Source organism: Gluconacetobacter brunescens, assembly GCF_048695475.1.
GTDB lineage: Bacteria > Pseudomonadota > Alphaproteobacteria > Acetobacterales > Acetobacteraceae > Gluconacetobacter.
Genome location: NZ_JBLHEN010000001.1, coordinates 2,656,875 through 2,677,703, shown reverse-complemented (window position 1 = coordinate 2,677,703; position 20,829 = coordinate 2,656,875). Strand labels below are relative to the sequence as shown.

The 20,829-nt window shown below is 64.3% G+C and carries 18 protein-coding genes; 6 read left to right on the top strand and 12 right to left on the bottom strand.

Annotated elements, in window-relative coordinates; genetic code table 11:
* Nucleotides 1–146: 146 nt before the first annotated feature.
* The 8 genes from ACMAUO_RS11975 to hpnA all read right to left on the bottom strand — a co-directional run bounded on the left by ACMAUO_RS11975 (nucleotide 147) and on the right by hpnA (nucleotide 9,659).
* Entirely contained in the window at nucleotides 147–1,349 is a 1,203-nt protein-coding gene (locus ACMAUO_RS11975) for an acetate/propionate family kinase (RefSeq protein WP_420357090.1), read from the bottom strand.
* 224 nt (nucleotides 1,350–1,573) lie between these two features.
* Complete coding sequence (locus ACMAUO_RS11970; RefSeq protein ID WP_420357283.1) at nucleotides 1,574–2,200, bottom strand: nucleoside phosphorylase-I family protein; 627 nt, start codon at nucleotides 2,198–2,200, stop codon at nucleotides 1,574–1,576.
* Between the two features lie 53 nt (nucleotides 2,201–2,253).
* Complete coding sequence (gene shc / locus ACMAUO_RS11965; RefSeq protein ID WP_420357089.1) at nucleotides 2,254–4,239, bottom strand: squalene--hopene cyclase; 1,986 nt, start codon at nucleotides 4,237–4,239, stop codon at nucleotides 2,254–2,256.
* Between the two features lie 69 nt (nucleotides 4,240–4,308).
* Nucleotides 4,309–5,607, bottom strand: coding sequence for a hydroxysqualene dehydroxylase HpnE (hpnE, locus tag ACMAUO_RS11960; protein WP_420357088.1), 1,299 nt, complete (start codon nucleotides 5,605–5,607; stop codon nucleotides 4,309–4,311).
* Nucleotides 5,608–5,611: 4 nt separating this feature from the next.
* Entirely contained in the window at nucleotides 5,612–6,493 is an 882-nt protein-coding gene (gene hpnD / locus ACMAUO_RS11955; RefSeq protein WP_420357087.1) for a presqualene diphosphate synthase HpnD, read from the bottom strand.
* Nucleotides 6,494–6,575: 82 nt separating this feature from the next.
* Entirely contained in the window at nucleotides 6,576–7,484 is a 909-nt protein-coding gene (gene hpnC / locus ACMAUO_RS11950; RefSeq protein WP_420357086.1) for a squalene synthase HpnC, read from the bottom strand.
* A complete protein-coding gene (locus ACMAUO_RS11945; protein ID WP_420357085.1) occupies nucleotides 7,481–8,647 on the bottom strand; it encodes a glycosyltransferase in 1,167 nt (388 codons plus the stop codon). The genes hpnC and ACMAUO_RS11945 overlap by 4 nt, the downstream gene beginning before the upstream one ends.
* 16 nt (nucleotides 8,648–8,663) lie before the next feature.
* Nucleotides 8,664–9,659, bottom strand: coding sequence for a hopanoid-associated sugar epimerase (hpnA, locus tag ACMAUO_RS11940; RefSeq protein WP_420357084.1), 996 nt, complete (start codon nucleotides 9,657–9,659; stop codon nucleotides 8,664–8,666).
* A gap of 198 nt (nucleotides 9,660–9,857) precedes the next feature.
* On the opposite strand from hpnA, the gene ACMAUO_RS11935 reads away from it, so the two are divergent.
* The 3 genes from ACMAUO_RS11935 to ACMAUO_RS11925 all read left to right on the top strand — a co-directional run bounded on the left by ACMAUO_RS11935 (nucleotide 9,858) and on the right by ACMAUO_RS11925 (nucleotide 12,452).
* Entirely contained in the window at nucleotides 9,858–10,904 is a 1,047-nt protein-coding gene (locus ACMAUO_RS11935) for a lysylphosphatidylglycerol synthase domain-containing protein (RefSeq protein WP_420357083.1), read from the top strand.
* A gap of 12 nt (nucleotides 10,905–10,916) precedes the next feature.
* Nucleotides 10,917–11,834, top strand: a complete 918-nt coding sequence (locus ACMAUO_RS11930; RefSeq protein ID WP_420357082.1) for a prephenate/arogenate dehydrogenase family protein — start codon at nucleotides 10,917–10,919, stop codon at nucleotides 11,832–11,834.
* 84 nt (nucleotides 11,835–11,918) lie between these two features.
* A complete protein-coding gene (locus tag ACMAUO_RS11925) occupies nucleotides 11,919–12,452 on the top strand; it encodes an OsmC family protein (RefSeq protein ID WP_420357081.1) in 534 nt (177 codons plus the stop codon).
* Here ACMAUO_RS11925 and ACMAUO_RS11920 read toward each other — a convergent pair.
* Both ACMAUO_RS11920 and hmpA read right to left on the bottom strand, forming a co-directional pair.
* Nucleotides 12,379–12,741 (bottom strand): DUF488 domain-containing protein, encoded by a 363-nt coding sequence (locus tag ACMAUO_RS11920; RefSeq protein WP_420357080.1) that lies wholly within the window; start codon nucleotides 12,739–12,741, stop codon nucleotides 12,379–12,381. The genes ACMAUO_RS11925 and ACMAUO_RS11920 overlap by 74 nt on opposite strands.
* A gap of 29 nt (nucleotides 12,742–12,770) precedes the next feature.
* Nucleotides 12,771–13,982 (bottom strand): NO-inducible flavohemoprotein, encoded by a 1,212-nt coding sequence (hmpA, locus tag ACMAUO_RS11915; protein WP_420357079.1) that lies wholly within the window; start codon nucleotides 13,980–13,982, stop codon nucleotides 12,771–12,773.
* Nucleotides 13,983–14,064: 82 nt separating this feature from the next.
* Here hmpA and ACMAUO_RS11910 point away from each other — a divergent pair, with 82 nt between their 5' ends.
* Nucleotides 14,065–14,553 (top strand): Rrf2 family transcriptional regulator, encoded by a 489-nt coding sequence (locus ACMAUO_RS11910; RefSeq protein WP_420357078.1) that lies wholly within the window; start codon nucleotides 14,065–14,067, stop codon nucleotides 14,551–14,553.
* Nucleotides 14,554–14,572: 19 nt separating this feature from the next.
* Here ACMAUO_RS11910 and ACMAUO_RS11905 read toward each other — a convergent pair whose 3' ends face one another.
* Nucleotides 14,573–15,616: a substrate-binding domain-containing protein gene (locus ACMAUO_RS11905; RefSeq protein ID WP_420357077.1), complete on the bottom strand. Its 1,044-nt coding sequence runs from the start codon at nucleotides 15,614–15,616 to the stop codon at nucleotides 14,573–14,575.
* Nucleotides 15,617–15,750: 134 nt separating this feature from the next.
* A complete protein-coding gene (locus ACMAUO_RS11900) occupies nucleotides 15,751–16,650 on the bottom strand; it encodes a LysR family transcriptional regulator (RefSeq protein ID WP_420357076.1) in 900 nt (299 codons plus the stop codon).
* Nucleotides 16,651–16,772: 122 nt separating this feature from the next.
* Between ACMAUO_RS11900 and ACMAUO_RS11895 the strand changes: the two genes are divergently transcribed.
* Both ACMAUO_RS11895 and ACMAUO_RS11890 read left to right on the top strand, forming a co-directional pair.
* A complete protein-coding gene (locus ACMAUO_RS11895) occupies nucleotides 16,773–18,449 on the top strand; it encodes an alpha-keto acid decarboxylase family protein (RefSeq protein WP_420357075.1) in 1,677 nt (558 codons plus the stop codon).
* Nucleotides 18,450–18,733: 284 nt separating this feature from the next.
* Nucleotides 18,734–20,497, top strand: a complete 1,764-nt coding sequence (locus ACMAUO_RS11890; RefSeq protein ID WP_420357074.1) for an AIPR family protein — start codon at nucleotides 18,734–18,736, stop codon at nucleotides 20,495–20,497.
* Nucleotides 20,498–20,829: the final 332 nt, after the last annotated feature.

Here is a 20,829-nt window from a genome sequence, read left to right as displayed (position 1 = left end):
CGGCGTCATGCCCGTGCCGGACTACGAGACTGTCTGCAAAGTCACCCTACCGACGATCCGACGGGTCTTTTCTGCGCTTCGCGGCGGGCGGGCATCAAGCCCGCTTCGCGACACTCTCGCTCGGCAGACCGACTTTGCAAACACCTCTATGCCTGCATGAGACTGGCCGCGACGTGACGCCGGATCATGCTTTCCTCGTCCGTCGGGATCACCCGCACCTCCACCGTGCTGTCCGGCGTGCTGATCACGGCCGCATGGGCCTCATTGGCGGCCTGGTCCAGCCGCACGCCCAGCCAGGACAGACGGGCACAGGCCGCCTGCCGCATGGCGGCGTCATGCTCGCCGATCCCGGCGGTGAAGACCAGCCCGTCCAGCCCGCCCAGCACCGGGATCATGGCGCCGATCTGCTGCACCAGCCGATAGGTGAACATCTCCAGCGCCTCGCGGGCCGCCGCATCGCCGGCCGCGCGCTCCTGCAGGTCCCGCACGTCGCTCGACACCCCCGACACGCCCAGCAGGCCGGCCTGATGATACAGCACCTTCTCGATTCCCGCCGCATCCAGCCCCTCGGCACGCATCATGTACAGCAGCACACCGGGGTCGATCTGCCCGCAACGCGTGCCCATCACCAGCCCGTCGAGGACCGAGAACCCCATCGTGGTCTCGGTGCTGCGCCCCGCCGCCATGGCGCACAGGCTGGCACCATTGCCCAGATGCGCCACGATCGTCCGCCCCGCCGCCAGCCGGGGCGACAGACCCGGCAAGCAGGAGGCGATATATTCGTAGGACAGGCCATGGAAACCATAGCGCCGCACGCCCTTCGCGCCATAGCTGGCCGGCAGCGGCAGGCGCGTCGCAGTCACAGGCAGCGTATGATGGAACGCGGTATCGAAACAGGCGATCTGCGGCAGATCGGGCTGCAACGCCAGCAGCACACGGATCGGCCCCAGGCTGGCCGGCTGATGCAGCGGCGCCAGCGGCGTCAGCGCCTCCAGCCGTGCGAGCGTCTCGGGCGTGATGCGGATCGGCGCCGCGAATTCGGCCCCCCCATGCACCACGCGATGCCCCACCCCCAGCAGCGGCACATCCCCCAGATGAGACGTCACCCAGTCCAGCAGGCTGGCCACTGGGCCATGATGCGGGTCTTCGCCCTCGGGGGCGGGCGCCGGCCAGGTCTGGTCGACCAGCACAGTGCCATCGGCACCGGTGGCGCGAAAATGCGGATGGGTATGCAGCCCTTCCAGTTGTCCATGCGCGATGCGGCGCGCCTCGGCTCCCGGCTCCTGATGGAACAGGGTGAACTTTACGCTGGAAGAACCGGCATTGAGCGCAAGAATTGCCGTCGCCATGGAAGCCCCATTCCCTTGTTGTCCGCTACGCCACGCATCCTAACGTCCGACAGGGGCGAGGCTCATTGACCCGTATCAAGATTCTTGGGGGTCGCGTTGTTGTTCTTTTTTGAAAAAAGAACCAAAAAACTTTTGATTCGGTCAGGAACCTTGTGCTGGGAACACACGATGACCCTGAACGATTAAAAGTCTTTTTGCTTCTTTTTCTTCAGAAAAAGAAGATCTTACGCGATATCCCGCAACACCTGCACAGCCCGCGCGCGCGCCTGCGCCGCATCACGCCCCAGCGCAATCAACGCGGGAATCTGCACCGGCCGACGCAGCACACTCAGCAGGATGCCCCCCAGACCGATCCCACCATCGGGCTGCAACGCCAACACCGCCGCCGGCGGCAGCGAACGCCCGGCCGGGTCGCACACCACCCGCAACACCGCGAACGGCAGGCCGGCCCGTTCCGCGCCTTCGGCGACGAAACCGCTTTCCATATCCAGCCCGGCGCAACCAGTACTACGGAACAACGCGCCCTTGCGCCCGGCCGTCGCCACGATGTCGTCGCTATGCAGCAGATCGGTACTCACCCGGTCAGGCCGTCCATCGCCCAGCCATGCAAGCAGAGCGGGCGCCGCCGCCAGAAGCCGCCCGTCGGGCAGTCGCACATGCCGGGGCACCAGCACCGCCCCGGGCCGCAGATCCGGGTCAAGACCAGCCGCCAGCCCGAAGGAGAGAAGCGCCTCCACCCCCTGCCGCACCAGATCATCGACGGCGGCGCGCGCACCCTCGGCCGTGGCGCCACTGATGCCGATCCGCACAGCGGGCAACGCCGCCCGGACCAAAGCAGCCTCAGCCTCCATCCCGACCACGACGCCCAAGTGCGCGGCCGGCAGCACGTCAGGTGCGGACACGCTCAGAAACCGAACGCGACGCGGCGGGTATTGCTGGATTCCAGGTTGCGGTAGCGCGCCAGCGCCATCAGCGGGAAAAACTGCCGATAGCCGTGGTAGCGCAGATAGAAAACCTTGGGGAACCCGACGGCGTTATACGGCTCTTCGTCCCATTCGCCGTCTTCCTTCTGGGTGCGGGCCAGATAGGCCATGCCCCGCGCCACGGCGGGGTCGTCGCGCAGGCCGGCGGCCATCAGGCCCAGCGTCGCCCATGCGGTCTGCGACGGCAGGCTTTCGGTATAGATGCCCGGCGTGGCGCCTTCGTAGCTGGCACAATCCTCGCCCCAGCCGCCATCCTCGCGCTGGACGGAGCGCAGCCAGTCCACCGCGCGCACCACGGCCGGATCGTCATGCGACACACCGGCGACGTTCAGCGCGCACAGCACCGACCATGTGCCGTAGATGTAATTGGTGCCCCAGCGGCCGAACCAGCAGCCCTCTGCCTCCTGATCGTTACGCAGATAGGCGATCGCCCGCTCGATCACCGGCTGATCCTCGGGGTGACCGAGTTGCGCGAGGAACGAAACGCAGCGCGCGGTCACGTCGGCGGTCGGCGGGTCCAGCAGCGCGCCGTGATCGGCGAACGGAATATGGTTCAGGAGGTCCTTGTTATTGTCGATGTCGAACGCGCCCCAACCGCCATTGGTGCTCTGCATGCCAATGATCCACTGGCGCGCGCGCTCGATCGCATCCCGATGAGCCGGGTCACCCTCGCGATGCAGCAACATGCCGACCACCGCCGTATCGTCCACGTCGGGGTAATAATCGTTGTTGTACTGGAAGGCCCAGCCACCGGGGGCCACATCGGGGCAGTTGATCGCCCAGTCACCCTTCACGTTCAGGATCTGGCGGTCCCGCAGCCACTGCGCGGCGTCGGCCAGCTTCTTCTTCGTCTCTTCCGGGCGGATGCCCTCGGGGCCGGACGCGGCCTCGATCATCGCATGGCCTGCCAGGCCGGTATCCCAGATCGGCGAGACGCAAGGCTGGCAATAGGCCTCGTCCCCATGTTCCACCAGCAGGCGCCGCACCGATTCCCACGCCGTCGCGGCGCGCGGGTCGCTGTCGGGCACGCCCAGCGCGCGATACATCATCACGGAATTGGCCATGGCGGGATAGATCGCACCCAGCCCATCCACCCCGTTCAAGCGCGGCTCGATGAAATCGACCGCCGCCTTGATCGCACGGCGGCGCGTCGCCTCGGGGATCAGCCGCTCACCGGGGCGGACGACCATGTCCACATATTTGAACACCCGCCCCAACGGCGAGCGATAAGGGCCACGGATCCAGTCCCGCACCCGGTCGGGCGGGGTCACGAACAGTTCGGGCACATGCACGCCGCGCGGATTGACCGCGCGCGGCCGCAGGGCCGCCAGCACCAGCAGCGGCGCGATCACCGTCCGCGACCAGTAGGACATGTTCCAGACCGAGAAAAAGGCCTTGCGGGGCAGCAACATCAGCTCGACCGGCATCGCCGGCGTGGCATGCCACGGCACCTCGCCGAACAGGGCCAACTGGAAACGGGTGAAGACGTTGCTGCGCTCCGCCCCGCCATGGTCCAGGATCGCCGCCCGCGCCCGCGCCATGTGCGGCGTGTTGATATCGTCGCCGATCGCCTTCAGCGCGAAATAGGCTTTCACCGTGGCCGAAAGATCGAACTTGCCGCCATGATAGAGCGGCCAGCCGCCATGATCGCCCTGGATGCGCCGCAGATAGACGCCGATCCGCGCTTCCAGATCCGGCTCGATCCGGTCCAGGTAATGTTCCAGCAGGACATATTCCGCCGGAATGGTGGCATCGGCCTCAAGCTCGAACACCCAGTGCCCGTCATCGTTCTGCCGGCGGTCCAGCGCCGCATGGGCGGAATCGACCGCCTGATCGATTTCGATCACCACCGGGTCCGCTGCATCGGCGGAAGGACGTTCAAGGGTATCGGTCGCGTTCACCATCATTCCATTGTCTCCCGCCCCATCGGCGGGACCTGTCCAAAATGCCAGCCATTCACAATTCCGGCGGCTGGCTCATCGCCGGAGAGGGGCGCGGGCGGCATGGGCCGCAGTCACCCCGGACCTGATCGCACCTTCGATTGTCGCGGGCAATCCCGTCGCCGTCCAGTCCCCCGCCAGAAACAGGTTGCCCAGATCGGTACGCACCGACGGCCGCAGCCGTTCCTGGGCCGGCGTTGCGGCAAAGGTCGCCCGCCGTTCACGCACCATGCGCATGGGGGGCATGTCCAGCGGGAGGGGGCGCGCCAGGGCCGGCCCCACCGCCGCGCGAACCTCGTTCCAGATCACGGCCGCCAGTTCGTCATTGTCGCGGTCGGCATAGCGGTTGGCGGCACTGACGGTCACCGACAGGATATCGTCCTTGACGAACACCCATTCGCTGATCCCGCCGACGACACCGATAAAGCGGGCACGGCCCAGCGCCCCAAGCGCCACGGGCGCCGGATCGAGGCGGAAATGCACGTTGACGATGCTCTCGAACGCATCGGGCACGCGCAGGCCGGGCAGCACACCACCCAGCAGATCGGCCGCCACCGGCGCCGTGACGGCCATGACGAGAATATCGTCTTCATCCAGCGTCACCTCGCCGTCCGGCAGGCGCAGGCCGGTAACACAGCCATCGGCGGCCATAATGCCCGACACGCGGCACCCGGTACGCACCTCCGCCTTCATCAGCGCCAGATGGTCCAGCGCCGGATCGACGAAGCTCTCCGACAGGCCGACGGCAGGGAAGCGCGGCAGGCAGGCCCGCCCGCCCTTGGCCAGGCTTTCGCGGATCACCGCCCCCAGCAGCGCGGCGCTGCCGGTCTCGCATAGCGTGTTCAGGGCCGAGATCGCAAACGGCTCCAGCAGCCGGGTCGACAACATGCCCGGCAGCAGGCACTCCGCCACCGTCTGCTCCGGCCCCGCCTGCATCAGGCGGGTGAGCGACCGGATCTCGCCCAGGCGCATGCCCGGCACCCGCCGGTGCTTCGACAGCAGCCAGAACGGGATCAGCCCCCGCGACAGATCCAGCGTCCAGCGCGAGCGGTCCCCCAGATCGACGAAGGGAAAGATCGGCCGATCCGGACCAACCAGCGTCTTCTCCGCGCCGATCAGTCCCAGATAGCGGAACACCGCATCATTGGCCGACAGCAGCAGATGGTTGCCATTATCGATCCGGCAGCCCAGATGCCGGTCGTGATAGGACCGCGCCCGCCCGCCACAGGCCGGCCCGGCCTCATAGACCGTCAGCCGCCCACCGCTGCCCGCCAGCTCGACCGAAGCCGACAGGCCGGCCAAGCCGCCGCCGACGATATGGACATGCCCCGCCATCGCCTTATCCGACCAGGGCGCGGGCGGCGATCAGCAGCTTGCGCGGCCGCGAGAGCGACACCCGCCGTTCCGGATGGCGCCAGCCCTGCCGCTCCTGCGCCGTCAGGATGGCGCCGTAGGTCGCCCCCATCAGCCGGGCTGGCCGCATCGCCAGCCGGTTGCATCGCGCCATCGCCCGATGCGCGGCGCGGAAATGGTCGCGCGCACGCCCCGCCAGCACCCGGCACACGCCTTCCAGCCCCTGGGCGCGCGGCGCCCGCGCCGGGTCGAGCGGCACATTGAAGCGGGTGAGCAGCTCGCGCGGCAAATACAGCCGGCCAAGCCGCGAATCCTCGGCCACGTCGCGCAGGATATTGGTGATCTGCAAGGCGCGGCCCAGATGATACGCCACGCGGTCGGCATCCTCCGACGCATCGCCGAACACCCGCACCGACAGCCGCCCCACCGCCGAGGCCACCCGGTCGCAATACAGGTCGAACGTCGCCTCGTCCGGAGCGACGACGGGGCCGCGCGCATCCATCATCATCCCGTCGATCACCGCGTCGAAATCCGCCTGACGCAGTGAAAACCGGGCAATCACCACCGCCAGAACCCGGTCCAGCGCATCATTGGTCCGGCCTTCGTACAGGCCGGCAATCCGCTGCCGCCAGGCTTCCAGCCGCGCTTCCTTGTCATCGACGGCGCCCTCGTCGTCCGCCACGTCATCCACCAGGCGGCAGAAGGCATAGACCGCATACATGCCGTAGCGCCGATCGGGCGGCAGAATGCGCATGCCCTTGCCGAACGACGTGCCCGACGCGCTCACCACCGCCTCGACCTGCGCCAGATCGGCCGGGTCGCATCCCAGCGGAGGCGCCTGAACCGTGCGTGCCCGCGTCAATTCCATTCCCGCCTTCCCGCTTCCATCATCCGTTCACACCGCAGCAGCGGTTTAGGGCGGATTGCCGCCCAAGACAAAATCCCGTTCATCAAGGCAGCACGCGCAGCGCGCCCATCAGCGCGCCGGCGGCATCACCCCGCGTCAGCTTCACCCGGCCGGCCAGCGGGTCCTGGCGCCGCAGCCGCGCGGCAAGGCGGCGTGCCAGACCGACGATCACGGCACATTCCAGCCGCATGCGCCGGTCGCGCACCAGGCCCGGCAAGCGCCCGGCCTCGTCATTCAGTGCATCCACGCGGTCCAGCAACGCATTCATCACCCGCCGCAACCCCGGCGAGGCATGGCCCGCCCGCAGATCGTCCACCGACGCACCCTCGCGCGCCAGCCAGGGCAGCGGCAGGTAGCAGCGATCCAGCGTGCGCAGATCGTCCGCGCAATCCTGCAGATGGTTCAGCACCTGCAAGGACGTACACAGCGCGTCCGACCGGCCGAAGGTGGCCGGGCTCTCGCCATGCAGCCCCAGCAGGAAACGACCGACCGGATTGGCGGAATACCGACAGTAATCGGCCAGCTCCTCCCACGTTTCATACCGGCTCTTCACCGCGTCCTGGCGGAAGGCCACGATCAGGTCGGTCGCGGTTTCCACCGGCACCCCGGTCACGGCCAGCGTCCGGCCGACGCGCACCGCCGTCTGGGCGTCGCGGCGCGGCGGGGCCTCGCGCCGACCCCGCACCACATCTTCCATCGCATCCAGCCGCGCGATCTTGGCCTCGGGCGTCAGCCGGTCATTATCGACGATATCGTCGATCACCCGCGCGAAATCATAATAGGCATGCACATGCGGGCGCAGCCGCCGGCTGATCAGCAGCGAGCCGACGGGAAAATTCTCGTCGGAAGCCCCCTTGCCGGACGACACGTCCTCGGTCCCCCAGACATCCTGGTCGGTTCGCGGGAGGGTATCCTGCTGGCTCTGGGTCGCGTTCACATGCTGTCCTGTCATTTTGGCGGGGCGTTCCCGTTCGGTTCGCGATAGGCGCGGCTTTTCCACACCACGCCGCGCCCCCGATGATGGTCGATGGCCGACCCGATGGTGGCGGCGGTATAGAACAGTGCGACCAGCGGCAACAGCAGGGCCCAGGCCGGCGAAAGGCGGAAGCGCCGCAGCGTCGGCACGAAAGACGCCATCGAGACGATCCAGGCCACCGCCCCCAGCAGGCGCGGCAATCCATGGCCGAACAGCGCCAGCAGCATCGGCGCGATCCAGACCAGCACCATGCCCAGCACGGTGCCCAGCAACAGCAGCGGCGAATAGCGCAACTGCACATAGGCGGTCCGCGCGACCATGCGCCAGACATCGGCCGGGTGCGGATAGGGCCGGATCGAGCGCGCCAGCCGGCTATGCCCCAGATACAGCCGCCCCCCGCTGCGCTTCACATGCGTGGCCAGGGTGCAATCGTCGATCAGGGCACCGCGCAGCGATTCGATGCCGCCGATGCGCGCCAGCGCCTCACGATGGATCAGGATCGACCCGCCCGCCGCCCCCGCGACGCGGCTGCCCGGATCATTGACCCGCGCGAACGGGTAGAGCAGCGCGAAGAAGAAGACGAAGGCCGGCACCAGCATCTGTTCGGCCACGCTGGCGCAGTTCAGCTCGACCATCTCCGACACCATGTCCAGGCTGTCGGTCCGCGCCTTGGCCACCAGGGTCGCGATATGGGCCGGATCATGCGTGATGTCGGCGTCGGTCAGGAACACATATCCCGCATCGGCGGGCAACTGGCGCCGCACCTCCGCCACGCCCTGCGCCACCGCCCACAGCTTGCCGCTCCATCCGGGGGGCCGTTCGCGACCGGTCACCACGGTCAGCCGGCACAACGGGTCGGGCACCGCCAGCGCCAGATGGCCAGTACCGTCAGTACTGTTATCGTCCACCAGAACCAGCGATAGCGGGCCGGGGTAGGACTGCCCCAGCAGCGACCCCACGCAGGCCTGAACCGACCCGGCCTCGTCGCGGGCCGGAACGACGATGCAGACCGGCGGCCAATCGTCCCCGGCAATGGGAACCGGGTCCAGGATCGGCCCCCCCTGCCAGAAACGGCCATGAAAACAGATCAAAACCAGCCAGACCAGGGCGCAGAGCCACGCCGTCAGCAACAGGACCATCGTCTTGGCGTCCGTCTTATTTCAGCATGCCATTCTGGCGGAACCACGCCACCGCATCCGTCACCGCGTCAGCCGCCGGACGCGGCGCATAGCCCAGTTCCCGCTTGGCCTTGTCGGAGGAGAAGAACATCTTCTTTCGCGACATGGCCAGCATTTCGCGCGTCACGCGCGGCGCGATGCCAAACCCGCGCGACAGCCACTCCGACACCACCGCCACCGGCCAGATCACCTCCTGCGGCAGGCTGACGCGCGGCGGCTTCACACCCGCGATCCGCGACGTCATGGCGAACAGGTCGTGCAGGGCCAGGTTCTCGCTGCCCAGGATGTATTTCTCGCCGATCCGGCCGCGTTCCAGCGCCAGGACATGGCCCTCTGCCACGTCATCGACATGGACGATATTCACGCCCGTATCGACATAGGCCGGCATGTTGCCCGCCGCGCAATCCAGGATCATCTGGCCGGTCGGGGTCGGCTTGATGTCGCGAGGCCCCACGGGCGTCGAGGGATTCACGATCACCGCCGGCAGGCCGCGCTCGCGCACCAGACGCAGCACTTCCTGCTCCGCCCGGTATTTCGACCGCTTGTAGATGCCGATCACCGCATGTTCATGCACCGGCGTGGCCTCATCCGACACCGTGCCGTCACCGATCAGCCCCAGCGCCGCCACCGACGAACAATAGACGATCCGCTCCACCCCCGCGTCCTGCGCCGCCAGCATCAGCCGCCGCGTGCCCTCCACGTTCGCCGTCATCATCGGCGCCGGGTCGGGCACCCACAGCCGGTAGTCGGCAGCGACGTGGAACACATAGCGGCAGCCGCGCACCGCTTCAGTGAAGGTCGCGGGGTTGGAGAGATCGCCCTCGACCATTTCGGCCGGCAGGTCGCGGATATTGCTCAGGTCGGCGCCTTTGCGGGCCATCAGCCGCAGGCTGTGTCCCCGCTGCAACAGCGTACGGGCAACGGCCGAACCGACGAATCCGGTCGCGCCGGTAACAAGCGTGGGGGCAGTCATGATCCGATCAAATGCTCCGGAAGGTCCCATCCGCACGGCCCCGAAGGGCCGCCCGGACGGCGGAAGGCGGGGCACCATTTATCCCGACACCACATGGTGGCGCCAGACCCTCCTCTGGTGTAAGTCAGGCGCAACCCATGCGTCGGCACCCTCCCCGGCGGAGTGGCCATGGCGCGGCAGACGAAGTGCGGTCAATCCTTGAAAAAACTCACGATCCTGCTGGCCTTCCTGGGACTGGCCCTGATTACCGGATGCACCGCATGGCTCGGCGCGGGGTCCGTGCTGAAGGCGGTCCTGTCCATCGGCATCGTCGGATTCGGCGCCACCATCCTTGCCCAGCTTGCAGTGGATGCAATCCTGGGTGTTGCCTGGCACGCAGCCTGCCGCGAGATCGGGCTGGCCCATCTGACGATGGCCCGCATGGTCCGCGACGCGGCGGCGACCTGCCTGCCCTTCTCGCAGCTCGGCGGCATCCTGATCGGTATCCGCGCCACCGGCAAGGACGCCTCGCCCGGTTCCAGCGACCGGTCGATCGACTGGCCGGAGGCCGCCAGCGCCAACATCGTCGATCTCACGACCGAAGTCATCGGCCAGATCGTCTTCGTACTGATCGCGGTGGTGTTCCTGGTCGCGCACCAGCAATCCAGCCCGTTCGCCAAGCCGGTCATCATTGGCACCCTGCTGCTGGCGCTGGGGATCGGCGGCTTCATCTGGACCCAGCAGCATGGCGGCACCATCCTCAAGCGCATGGCGCGCGGGCTGAGCCGCAACATCGCCTCGCAATGGCACAGCGCGATGCTCAGCAGCGCCGACACGCTGCAAGAGAAGCTGGATGAGGTCTGGTCCCATCCCGGCCGCATCGCCGAGGCCGCGGCGACCCATCTGGTCGCCTGGATCGGCAGCGCCGCCGCCATCTGGGTCGGCTATTATTTCCTCGGCGCGCATCTGAGCCTCAGCGGCGCCATCGCGATCGAGGGCGTGGCCTGCGGCATCATGTCCGCCTCGTTCCTGGTGCCCGCCGGCCTGGGCGTGCAGGAAGCCGCCTATATCGCGCTGGGCTCGGCCTTCGGGATCGACCCCTCCATCTCGCTGGGCCTGTCGCTGCTGCGCCGGGGCCGCGACCTAGTCATCGGCATTCCCGTCCTGCTGCTGTGGCAGGCCGCCGAGGTGCGCCGCCTGCGCGGCAACCGCGCGAACGCCGCCCGCGAGGACGGCGCCTACCCCGCCTCCGAACGCTCGCGCTGACCGCCCCCCGCCATGACCGACCAACCGACCGATCCCGCCCTGCCCGCCGCCCCTCTGTTCGACACGCTGGTCGTCATCGGCCCGGGCCTGATCGGCTCGTCCATCCTGCGCCGCGCCCGACGCGACGGCACGATCGCCCGCGAACTGGTGGCCTGCGACATCGACCCCGCCGTCCGCCAGCGCGTCGCGGAACTCGGCATCGCCGACCGGGTGGAAGCCGATCCCGTCCATGCCGCCGCCGACGCCGACTGCGTCATTCTCTGCGTGCCCGTGGGCGCGATCGCCACAGTCGGCGCCCAGATCCTGCCGGCCATGAAACCCGGTGCGATCCTCAGCGAGGTCGGATCGACCAAGCAGTCGATCATCAACGCTATCGCTCCCGCGCTGCGGCCCGACATCCCCTTCGTGCCCGCCCACCCGATGGCCGGCACCGAATATTCGGGCCCCGACGCCGGCTTCGCCACCCTGTTCGACGACCGCTGGTGCCTGCTGACACCGCTGGAAGACACCGACCCGGCGGCCACCGCGCTGATCGAGACCATGTGGCACCGCCTGGGTGCCCGCACCCGGATCATGGACCCGGCCCATCACGACCGCGTCTGCGCCATCGTCAGCCACCTGCCGCACCTGCTCGCCTTCACCATCTGCGGCACCGCCGACGACCTGGCGGACGAAACCCGTTCCGAAGTGCTGGATTTCGCGGCCTCCGGCTTCCGCGACTTCACCCGCATCGCGGCGTCCGACCCGGTGATGTGGCGCGATATCTTCCTCAACAACCGCGAGGCGCTGCTGGAAATGCTGGCCCGCTTCATGGAAGACGCCCAGGCCATGGCCCGCGCCATCCGCTGGGGTGACGAGGACTTCATCGTCGACCGTATCGAACGCGGTCGCCACATCCGCCGCAGCCTGCTTGAGAACCGGCAGGCCTGAGGCAACGGCGGGCCATGCCGCGGCTCTGCCCCGGCACCCCGGCAGGAGGCTCGCCTCCTGCACCTCCCTGACCTGGCAATGGACATGGCCGACAGGACGCACCGCTACGCCGTCAAGGTGATCTGGACCGGCAATACCGGCACCGGGACCGAAACCTGTCGCGGTTATGCCCGGTCCCACGATATCGCCGCCTCCGGTAAGCCGACGATCGCAGGCTCGTCCGACCCCGCCTTTCGTGGCGACCCCGCCCGCTGGAATCCCGAGGAACTGCTGGTCGCCTCGCTGTCGGCCTGTCACAAATTATGGTTTCTCGGCCTCTGCGCCCAGGCCAGCATCGTCGTCACCGCCTATGAAGACGCGGCCGAAGGCGAGATGACCGAAGAACCCGACGGCGCGGGACAATTCACCTCGGTCACCCTGCGGCCCCGCGTGACAATTTCCGCGACCTCGGACGAAACAAAAGCCATGGCCCTCCACCATCAGGCGCATGCCATGTGCTTCATCGCGCGATCGGTGAATTTTCCCGTGACCGCCATCCCCACGATCATCCGCGCAGAAAATCCCGCAGGACCAGCGCATGATTGTGCGCCTGATCATGGGCCGCATACAGCAGCGTGAGCGTCCCGTGCCGCGCCAGATCGACCAGCTTCGCGATATCCGCGTTTCCCGCCGCCAGTTCCTGCCGATACCGCTCCTGAAACGCCGCCCACCGGGCCGGATCATGCCCGAACCACCGCCGCAGGGCAGGACTGGGCGCCGCATCCTTCAACCACAGATCCATGGGCAGATCCGCCTTGCGCATTCCGCGCGGCCATAGCCGATCCACCAGCACGCGCACCCCATCCCCGGCCTCCGGCGCCTCATAGACGCGCCGTATCCGGACATCGGGCAAATGACTGCCTGTCACGATGCCCCCTTTCCCACCTCCCGGACGGATCAGATGACCAGTGCGGGATCAGCCGCCGATCCGAAGAATTCATAGCGGATCTGCGCGGCGGGAAGTTTCTCCTCCCGCAGAACACCGACCATGTCCTTCATGAACGAATCCGGACCACAGATATAATAAGTCGCGGCCCGATCGAGCGTTTCCCGCAGCCAGCCGGTGCCGATCCGCCCCGCATGGCGCGTAATGCCGGGCACGCCCTCCACCGCAACGCCGTTCTCGCGCGCATAGAAGAAATCCGCCGTCACCACACCACGCGCGGCCAATTCCACCACATCGGCGACAAACGCCGCGGAGTCCTCGGTCTCCGCCCCATGCACATAGCGGATCGCCCGCCCGCTCCCCGCTTGCGCGAGCTCGCCCAGCATCGCGATCGCAGGCGTCAGCCCCACACCGGCCGTCAGGAACGTGACGGGACCATTCCCCGACTCATCGAGGACGAAATCACCCGCGGGATTGGCCACCTGAAGCTCCGCCCCTTCCCGCACGCTGTCATGCAGCCACAACGACACCACGCCCCCCTCCGCGCGGCGGACGCTGATCCGGTAATGATCCGCACCGGGAACCGACGAGATGCTGTAATTCCGCCGCTGCGCCCCATGTCCCGGCACCTCCAGCCTGAAGCTGAGATACTGCCCGGCCTTGTGCCGCGCGATCGGCCCGCCATCGACCAGCACCAGCTCGAACGAGACGATCGACGGCGTCTCCCGATGCCGTGCCCGCACGCGGAACGCGCGCCACCCCGTCCAGCCGCCGGGCGCGGCCGCATGTTCGCCGTAAATCTGCGCCTCGCGACCGATCAGAATATCCGCCAGGAACGAGTAGGCCTTCCCCCACGCCTCCAGAATCGCGGGCGTCGCCGCATCCCCCAGAACATGGGCAATGGCCCCCAGCAGCGCCTCGGCCACATACGGATAATGCTCCGGCAGGATATTCAGGCCGACATGCTTGCCGGCGATCCGCTCGACCATGCCGCCCAGCGCGCCGAGAGTGTCGATATGCTCGGCATAGGCCAGCACCGCCAGGGCCAGCGCGCGCGGCTGCTCGCCGTCGCGCTGGTGCGAGAGATTGAAGAGATCCCGGATTTCCGGCCGGGCCAGCAGGCGCTGGTACATCTCGGTCGTGATCGCGACCCCATGCGCCTTCAGCGCCGGAACGGTCGCCCGAATGATCGCGCGGGTTGCCTCGTCGAGAGGTGCGGACATGAAGTGATCCTTAAAGATATATTGTTAATGCACCTTTTCGAGCCCGTTGGAAAACCTGTCAAGAGCGCGCATCTTCCGAACCATGAAACTGACGCTGCAAACCGACTATGCGCTCCGCGCATTAATCTATCTGGGGATCAGGACCGAGCGGCTGTCCTCGATCCGCGAGATCGCGGAGGCCTACGGAATTTCCGAAGCGCACATGGTCAAAATCATCCACCGGCTCGGCATAGGCGGTTTCATCGACACCATCCGGGGCCGCAATGGCGGCATCCGCCTCGCCCGCCCCGCTCCCGACATCACCATCGGCGCCGTGGTGCGCTACATGGAAGACGACATGGCGCTCCTGGCCTGCATGGCCGACAATCCGGAGGCCGACCCGCGCGGCCAGTGCACGCTGATGCCAGCCTGCCGCCTACGCGGCGTCTTGGGCGAAGCAACGCTGGCCATGACCAACGTGCTGGACCGCTACACGCTGGCCGACGTCATCACCCCGTTTGAAATCAGCAGGTTCCAGACGCCACATCCCGCCAAAGCCGTACCCGCCCCGACGAAGGCTCTCCCATCTTAGAAGAACCATCCACCGCACATCAGCGCGCGCTATCCGGCATCCACGCCGCCACCGAAACAGGGCTATGGGCAAAGGCGGGAACCGTCCGTTCCAGATCTTCCATGCTCCGGACCCCGGCCCCCTGCACAAACCCGGCGGTCAACAGCACAGGCGCAACAACCAACGGCGTTCCCACCGCCACACCCGTCAGCCGCAACGCCAGCGTACGAACACAGACCGCCCCCAAAACCGACGGATTGGTTCCCGCCGTCGCCACCCAGGGCGTCCCCTTGCGCCCCAGTTCACGAATGACCTGATCGGTTATATCGCTGCCATAAACAGCGCGTCGTTCGCCCGCACCCGGCGCCATATTCCGCAACGCCGCAACCGCCCCATAAGCAAGCTGATCCCACGGCGCATAAACGACATCCACCGCCGGGTCCCGCCGGATCGCCCGCGCAATTCCATCCTCCGCCTGCCGGCGCACGTCGCCCGTGGAAGGCGTCTCCAGCGTCCGCCCCCGCCATCCCGCACCGCCGACGATTTCCTGCCAGGCCGCATAGCGCCGGTCGGTTTCCGGAAAGCCCGTGACATGGGCAACCAGCACCTGCGCGGCCCCCTTGTGATCAACGAGCGCCTGACGCGCCACCAGCCGCGCCATCGCCGCATCATCCTGCCCCACCCGGACCACACGAGGGTCTGTCTCCGTGGAATCGAAGGAGACCACCGGCATCCCCACCCGAAACGCGGGCGCCAGAACGGCATCGACATCCGGCCCGACGACATCATTCAGAATAACGCCCCGCGCCTTCAGCCCAATGGCCCTTTCCACCGCCGCGCGCTGCGACCCTTCGGTCGTGCCTGCCGGAATCACCAGCAGCGTCATGCCCAGCGCCGCCGCCGTTCGCTCCGCCCCCATCCGATAGCTCGAAAAGAAATCGGACCCCGTCACGCGCGAGACCAGCGCCACCACCATCCCGGACGTCGGCAGGCCCCGCCCGCTCCCGGCCCATGCGCCCGTGGGCCAGAGCGACAGCAGCATGATCAGGCAGAACCTATGGCATTTCATGTCGATTGCACCCATGCGGGGCTCCGCCCCACACCCCGCCAAAGGCGGCGCCTTTGGAAACCATTCGTTCAGGAACATCGTATGTCGCCAGCACAACAGTCCTGAACGAACAAAAGTCTTTTTGCTTCTTTTTCTTCAGAAAAAGAAGATCACTTCGTCGCCCGCACCTGCTCACGCAACGTCTCCACAAACCGCCGCAGCAACGGCGTCGGCGGCTCGGGCCGCGTCGCAACGGCCAGCGTGGCGCGCGGCGCGGTGCCGGCAATAGGCCGGAACACCGCCCCACCGGCATGGATCTGGTCCAGACACGCCGGCACGATCGACACCCCAAGCCCCGCCGCCACCAGCGGCACGGCGGCCGTGATCTGCGGCGCCTCCTGCCCCAGTTGCGGCGTAAAGCCCGCATTCTGGCACGCCGCCAGAATCGCATCGAAGAAGCCCGGCCCCAGCACACGCGGAAACAGGATCAGCGGATCGCGCGCCACATCCTGCAACGCCACCGTCGCCTGACCGGCCGCCGGATGGCCCACCGGCACGGCCAGCAGGGTCGGTTCCTCGAACAATGTCTCGATCGTGAACACCCCACCCGGCGCGGGCGGGCGAATAATCGCCACGTCGATCGTCCGCTCCGTCAGCGCCGCACACAGCGCGGGCGTATTGCTTTCCTCCATCGTGATCACCGCATGCGGCAACGCCAGCCGCAACTGCCGGATCGCCGCCGGAATCAGCGGCAGCAGCGACACCGCCCCCGCCAGCCCCACCCGCAGGCTCCCCCGCTCGCCGCGCGCCAGCCCGGTCGCCACATCCACGAATTCCTGCCGCATCTGCAACAGGATCCCGGCGCGCTTCACCAGTTCGGCCCCCGCCTCGGTCGGCACCGCCCCCTGCCGCGAACGCACGAACAGCTTCAGCCCCAACGCCTGTTCCAGCGCGCGGATCTGCTGGCTCAGCGGCGGCTGTTCCATATGCAGCGCCCGTGCCGCATGCGTGAAGCTGCCATGCTCGGCGATCGCGGCAACGTAGCGCAGATGGCGGAATTCAATATTCATATCTCAGACATATGGATAACGATGCTCGCATATATTGGACAGAAGAATTTTCGGCTCCCAGTCTTCCCCCACGCAGCCGGGACGAACGGGTCGCCCCGGAAACCACCGGGGGAGTCATCACCATGACCACCACAGTCGGCCAATATCTTTCCGCCCGCCTCGGCCAGATCGGCCTGAAGCACCATTTCGCCGTCGCCGGCGATTTCAACCTGATCCTGCTCGACGAGCTGCTGACGGAAGGCTCGACCAAACAGATCTATAGCTGCAACGAGCTGAATTGCGGCTACAGCGCCGAGGGCTACGGCCGCGCCAACGGCGCCGCCGCCATGATCGTGACCTTCAGCGTCGGCGCCCTCTCCGCCATGAACGCCATCGGCAGCGCCTACGCCGAGAACGTCCCGGTCATCATCGTCTCCGGTGCCCCCAACACCAACGATCACGGCTCGGGCCACCTGCTGCACCACACGCTGGGCAACACCAATTACGGCTACCAGGCCGAAATGATGCGCCACATCACTTGCGCCACCGAAGTCATCTTCTCCGCCGAGAACGCCCCCCACCAGATCGACCACGCCATCCGCACCGCCCTGCGCGAGCGCAAGCCCGCCTATATCGAAATCCCCTGCAACCTCGCCAACGCCGCCTGCGCCGCCCCCGGCCCCGTCAGCAGCCTGCTGTCCGAACCCGCCGCCGACCCGGCCAGCCTGGAAGCCGCGCTGGAGGAAACCGGCCGCTTCCTCTACGCCCGCGACAAGGTGGTCCTGCTGGTCGGCAGCCGCATGCGCGCCTCCGGCATCATCGACCTGCTGCCCGCCCTCGCCGACCGCATGGGCTGCGCCGTCACCGTCATGGCCGCCGCCAAAGGCTTCTTCCCCGAAGACCATCCCGCCTATCGCGGCGTCTATTGGGGCGAAGTCAGTTCCCCCGGCGCGCAGGAGATCGTCGAAGGCGCCGACGGCATCCTCTGCCTCGGCCCGATCTTCAACGACTACGCCACCGTCGGCTGGCGCGCCACGCTCAACCCCGAAAATACGCTATTGGCCGACCTGCACGGCATCACCGTCAACGGCCGCGTCTTCGAAGGCTTCTCCATCCGCCAATATGTCGAAGCCCTCACCGCCCGCGCCCCCCGCCGCGCCGGCTCCGCCGAAACCCCGCGCCAGCCCCTGCCCACCATCGCCCCGGCGGCCCGCGACGCCCGCCTGACCAACGACGAAATGGCCCGCCAGATCAACGCCCTGGTCGACAGCAACACCACGCTCACCGCCGAAACCGGCGATAGCTGGTTCAACGCCGTCCGCATGAACCTGCCCGGCGGCGCCAAGGTCGAAAGTGAAATGCAGTGGGGCAGCATCGGCTGGTCCGTCCCCGCCGCCCTCGGCGGCGCGCTGGCCGCCCCCGACCGCCGCCACGTCCTGATGGTCGGCGACGGCTCATTCCAGCTCACCGCGCAGGAAGTCGCGCAAATGGTGCGCTACGAACTGCCGATCATCATCTTCCTCGTGAACAACCACGGCTACGTCATCGAAATCAAGATCCATGACGGCCCGTACAACTACATCAAGAACTGGGACTACGCCGGCCTGATCGCCGCCTTCAACGCCGAAGACGGCCACGGACTCGGCCTCCGCGCCACCACCGCCGGCGAACTGGCGGGTGCCATCGAACAGGCCAAAGCCAACACCAACGGCCCCACCCTGATCGAATGCGACCTGGACCGTTCAGACTGCACCGAAACCCTGGTCAAATGGGGCACCAAAGTCGCCGCCGCCAACAGCCGCCCGCCGAAGGTGAGTTGAAGAAAGACCCTTCTTTTTCTGAAGAAAAAGAAGCAAAAAGACTTTTATTCGTTGGCCTCTGGCGGATTGTTCCGTCAGAGACCTTAAGGAGAATTGGAACCCTGAATAGGATCATTTAATCACGAAAAATTTAACAATGATAACCAGTCAAATATCAGAAAATACCCTTTCCGATTTCCATATTATTTCTGACAATCCAATCTTTATCCAAATTAGTAAAAGCGCCTCTTGCATTCTCTATGTTAGTCGCGTCTTATTCTCCAAGCATAGTCTGGCGAGGAAATATGAGCAAAGCGACCATAAGCGGCTGGGAAAATGCCTTTGCCGTGATGCGTGATAATTATGCGCTGACAGATGATAGTATTGGCGTATTCGCTTTAAATTTACGATTCGGTTTAGATGATATTAGAACAATTGCGAGTGAAGCTATAACCGGCGGTGGCGACGATAAGAAATGTGACGTTCTATACGTTGATAAAGAACGCGAAATCGCGGTCATTGCTCAATGCTACGTTGCAAAAACTCAGAAGCAAGCAGCTCCGGCCAACAAAGCATCTGATCTGAACACAGCCCTAACCTGGCTCCTTACTCAACCAATAGATGCGTTGCCAGATAGCCTTAAGGGGCGAGCCGATGAACTTCGATCTGCGATCCGAGCTGGAGAAATCAAGCAGTTCTATATCTGGTATGTGCATAATTTACCGGGATCAAAAAATGTCACTACAGAACTACAAGCCGTTGAACAGACCGCCCGTTCCGCTTTAAGCTCTTATCAAACAGGATCCGAAATTAGCATATTCGCCCAAGAAATTTGTAGAGCAGAAATAGAAAAAATATACAATCAAGCGGAGAGAACCGTAATTGTTACAGATGTAATTGAAACAGACATCCCAGGATTTGTCGAAGTTTTAGGAACAGACTGGTCGTCACTAATGACAACAGTAAGGGGGCAGTGGCTAAACACACTATTCCACAAATATAAAACAGATTTATTTTCAGCAAATCTCCGAGGATACCTAGGATCACGAGAAAGCGACAGTAACATTAACAATGGCATAAAAAACACTGCGCGAGACGAGCCTAAGAATTTTTACGTTTACAATAATGGAATAACCGCTCTTGTACTCGATTACAAAACATACAAAAAAAGAGGAAAACAACATCTTTCGATAACGGGAATTTCCATTGTGAATGGTGCCCAAACGACAGGATCTCTCTCAAGCATATCTGGAAGCATATCAGAAGATCTTCAAGTATCAATACGATTTGTAAAAGCAAGCAGAGAAGAAATAGTCGAAAATGTTGTTCGATTCAACAATTCTCAGAACAAGTTGCAAGCTGCTGATTTCCGAAGTACCGATCTGATTCAGGATAGGCTACGCACAGAATTTGACGCTATCCCGGATGCTGATTACGAAGGCGGGCGGCGAGGTGGGGCCAGCGATGCCATTAAACGAAGCAAGTTCACCCTCCCCTCATATACAGTAGGGCAATCTCTGGCAGCTTTCCATGGAGATCCAGTAACTGCATACGACAAAAAATCAGAACTTTGGACCAACGAGAAAAATTATCGTCAAATATTTACTGACAGAACTACAGCACGCCATATTGTATTTTGCTATTCTCTTTTGGATTGTATAACAAAAAAGAAGATACAACTTTCTCAAAAAATAAAATCTGATGCAAACTCTGTTACTTCTGTAGAGTCGGCGGCTTTTGATTTTCTTTCAAAAAAAGGCTCTACATACCTAGTGTCTTACGTTATTTCACAATGCATGGAAACTATACTCGGACGCCCTATTGCAAACAAATCTGATCTTCACTTTTCAAAGAATTTAAGCCCCGATCAGGCCGAGCAAATTTGGTCCCCGATAGTTGACATAATTCTTTCATTAAGCTCCCATCTTGATAATGCCTTTTCTCGAAATCGAATATCAAACGAGACGGTGCAAAAATCTGTTCCAGGATTCGTCGGAATCATCAATTCGATAGCCAATCTTCAGAAAGAAAATTTTGAAAAATTTGCTAATAATGTAAAAATTGGATGATCTTGAGAAAATACCCCTCTTGAAATGACTACCCAGGAAGCCAATCCTTGGCTTTCTGGGCGTTACCCAACAGGCAGATAACGTACCCCGAATAGCTTCGATTTCATTACTAGATACACAGCTTTTTGTTTTTCACGTCGAATTCCCATTCGACATTACGAACCTAGACCGCCAGCACGGTCGTTGGTTGGAACTCCGTTGGTAAGACAATTAAGACGGATTACCCTTGTTTTTTCATCACTAGATATCAAATAATCAGTCTATCCCTTTCATTGTGAAAGGCCGGATTAAGAGCAATTCTGTAATGCTTCACTAATTACTTTATCATGGTC